The following is a 3,237-nucleotide window of genomic DNA, read 5'->3' on the forward strand; positions in this document are numbered from 1 at the left end:
TATTTTTTCGTTCGTATGTTTTTTCAAAAAAAGCCATCCAGGGGTATGGGTGGCTTTTTTTATTTCAAGAAAAATTAGTACTTTTAGAAGTAAACCAATTATTATTTTACCTGAATTTTTCCAATAGACTCGTTTTTAAAAATGTATTAAATGAAAAGGGCATACTTTATCGCTTTGATGTTTTTTTGCAGCTTGGGGTATTTTGAGGCACCTGCACAATCCGATATACAGATCCGCTCTTGGGGACAGGCCCATGGGATTGAAAGCGCTGTGATTTATGGGGTGTTTCGGGATCAGAATGACCTGATTTGGATCTTTACCTACAATGGCCTGTATTATTTTGATGGGTTTAGGGCTTATAAATCCCCAATTTTGGAGGCGGATGGGAAAACTTCCTTCGATGGGATAGTCGGACAATTGTTCCAATCACTCGATGGTAGGTATTGGCTTTTGGTTGAAGATAAATTGGGTTCCTACGACATCTATTCAAAGGTGTTTAAACCTTTAAAAGCCAATTTTCTCAATTTATTGTCGCGTTTTTCAAGTGCAGGTGATCAATTATTTGTATTTGATCCGTCTAGAACATATTTGGTGGATAAAAATTCGCTTGAGCTTATTCCAATGGTTTTTGTGGATGACCAAGATGCTATCATTTCAGATGATATTAGGCCGTCGGGATTCCCTACCAGATATTTCAGTTTTTTAGAGGAATCCCCCGTTGAGGTCGTTCCATCAAAATACATCGGTAAATATTTTCAAAAAATAGATGTTGATTCTTCACAAACTTTTTGGAATCAACAGGGGTATTTTCCCATTAGCATTGATGTCAACGGTAACACGTGGTACAGACACCCATTAAATTACCAAGATTTGATTGTGGAAGATTCCTGGGGAAGAAATGTAAGTGATAAGATTTTATCCCATTTTGAGGGGATGACAATCCATTTCTTTTTTACCCAACCGGATTATTCCTGGTTTGTCACAGACAGTGGATTAGTACTTTGGGAAAAAAATGCGGTAAAACCCGTGAACCGTTTTGAGAATTTTCCTGAGGTATCAGAAGTACAGCTTGCGCAGTCTTTTGATAGGGGAAAAACAATCTGGTTTTGGAATAGACAAGGGCTATTAAATTTGAGAACCAATCCATCCAAGTTTAGCTCCATTACCAAGGAAAACTTGGGACTTTACAGTAACTTTATCCTTGGGATTTTTCCATTTGATGAAAACCGTCTGATCATTAAACATGATTTTGCTGATTCTTACTATAGCTTTTTTGATTTGCAAACCGGAGTGGTATCACCGGTCCATAGGGAAGAAATTTTCAAGAATTTTGGATTGATGGAATATTTTGAAATCCGAAGGCATGGCGATCCGAAATTTTGGATTTTAAACAATGGTAAACATCTTCACAATTTTTTCCACTCTAATGCAAATAGGACCCTATTTACCCATTCTTTTATTTCCAATGGTAATTCTTATGAATATTATGTTTATCCAGCAGATGAGTTTGATTTAGGAAATCAGCTATGGCGCATATCGGATAACAGAATGGTTTTTCCCAGAATTTCTCCGCTTCAATATGTACAGCAGGGAGATACAGTCTGGATAGGGACTGAGAGTGAAGGCTTGGTGGCTTTGCATACGCCCAGTGGTCAGACGCAACAATGGCTTTCCGACTCAGGCAGATCTGAAAGCATACCAGCTAACCGGGTGCATGCAGTAATTCCCGTGGCCTATGGGAATCTTTGGTTGGGTACAGGAAATGGGTTGTCTTTTTTTAACAAAAAGTCCGGAAAATTCAAAACCTACCGTAAGCAAGAAGGACTCATTAATAATAGGATTTATTGTATGGCTTTTGACAAAAACGGATTACTTTGGATCGGTACAGGCAACGGACTTTCCCGTTTTGATACTTTAAGCAAATCCTTCACTAACTTCACCAAAGCAGAAGGCTTGGTCAATAGGGAGTACAACAGGAACTCAGCCATTTTATTACCAGATGGCAGGATGATGATGTGAGGAATGGAGGGTATAGATATTTTTGATCCGGATCTTATAGATGAACGGTTGGAAAAACCAAAGCCATTTATAGCCCATATTCACAATAACGATAAAATGATCAATCTCAAGTCACAATTTGAATTTGGTCATGATGAAAACCATTTTGATTTTTATGTCTCCGCCAATCCAATTTGGATGGCATCGACTTTGACCTATGAATACAGATTGGAAGGTGCAGAAACCGATTGGCAAAGTCTGAATTTCTCCAATTTAGTCCATTACCCCAATCTTCCTCCCGGTAAATACAGTTTTCAGGTCAAGATTGCCAATCAACCGGAGATCGCCAGCTATGATTTTGTGATCCATCAGGTTTGGTATGCGAGTTGGTGGTTCAGATTGGCTTTTATTTTTGCCGGGCTTTTTATGATTTACCTTATTTATAGGATGATGCTTGCAAGACGGACGTTCCGCCTTAAACAAGAAAACCGCATCATGCAACTGAAAGCTGAACAGGCCCTGTCGGTGACCAAAGAGCGGGAAAGGATTATTGCTGACCTTCATGATGATGTGGGGGCCACACTCAGCAGCCTTCATATATATGGGGACCTGGCTGGAAAAGTCTGGGATTCCCAACCTGAAAAGGGAAAGGAAATGGTGGAAAAGATAAGGGACCAATCCAAAGAACTGATGGGCCGCATGAGCGATATCGTCTGGAGTATGAAAGATCCCAAAAACGAAAGGTATTCCCTGTGCTCAAGGATCAGAAATTATGCAAATGAATTGCTGTCTTCAAGAGAAATACAGTTTGCTGACGTCCTTGCTTCAGATTTAGATGAAAAAATCGTACAGCCCGACCTGAGGAGAAACCTGCTTTTGGTAGTCAAAGAAGCCATGAACAATATCGCCAAACATAGCCATGCTTCCCGGGTAAGGCTAACGCTTTCCGAAAAAAATGGGCATTTGATCCTCAAGATCAACGACAATGGGAAAGGTTTGGATATCATGATGGTTCAAAACGGCAACGGATTGGGCAATATGCAAAAGCGTTGTCAACAGATGAATGGGAAGTTTAGCATTGCGAGCCAAAACGGAAGCGGAACCACGTTGACCTGTACCATCCCAATGGCTACATTTAGTATTGTAGATGGAGCCGAATTCCCATAAATTTAAGCTATGATCCGGGTAGCCATATATGACGATAATTCGGCCCGCAGGGAAAGTTTGCAGGCCTTGATT

General features: G+C 40.1%; 2 protein-coding genes. Both read left to right on the plus strand.

Translation table 11 applies throughout. The features are described 5' to 3' along the window. Positions 1-150 precede the first annotated feature (150 nt). The gene (locus ACEW8U_RS23000) at positions 151-2,019 is read left to right on the plus strand and encodes a two-component regulator propeller domain-containing protein (RefSeq protein WP_373524399.1); all 1,869 of its coding nucleotides are present in this window, start codon (positions 151-153) and stop codon (positions 2,017-2,019) included. A gap of 3 nt (positions 2,020-2,022) precedes the next feature. Then, positions 2,023-3,165 carry an ATP-binding protein gene (locus tag ACEW8U_RS23005; protein WP_373524400.1) on the plus strand — a complete coding sequence of 381 codons (1,143 nt, stop codon included), beginning with the start codon at positions 2,023-2,025 and terminating at the stop codon, positions 3,163-3,165. Positions 3,166-3,237: the final 72 nt, after the last annotated feature.

Origin of the sequence: Aquiflexum sp., from assembly GCF_041751335.1 — a bacterium.
GTDB lineage: Bacteria > Bacteroidota > Bacteroidia > Cytophagales > Cyclobacteriaceae > Aquiflexum.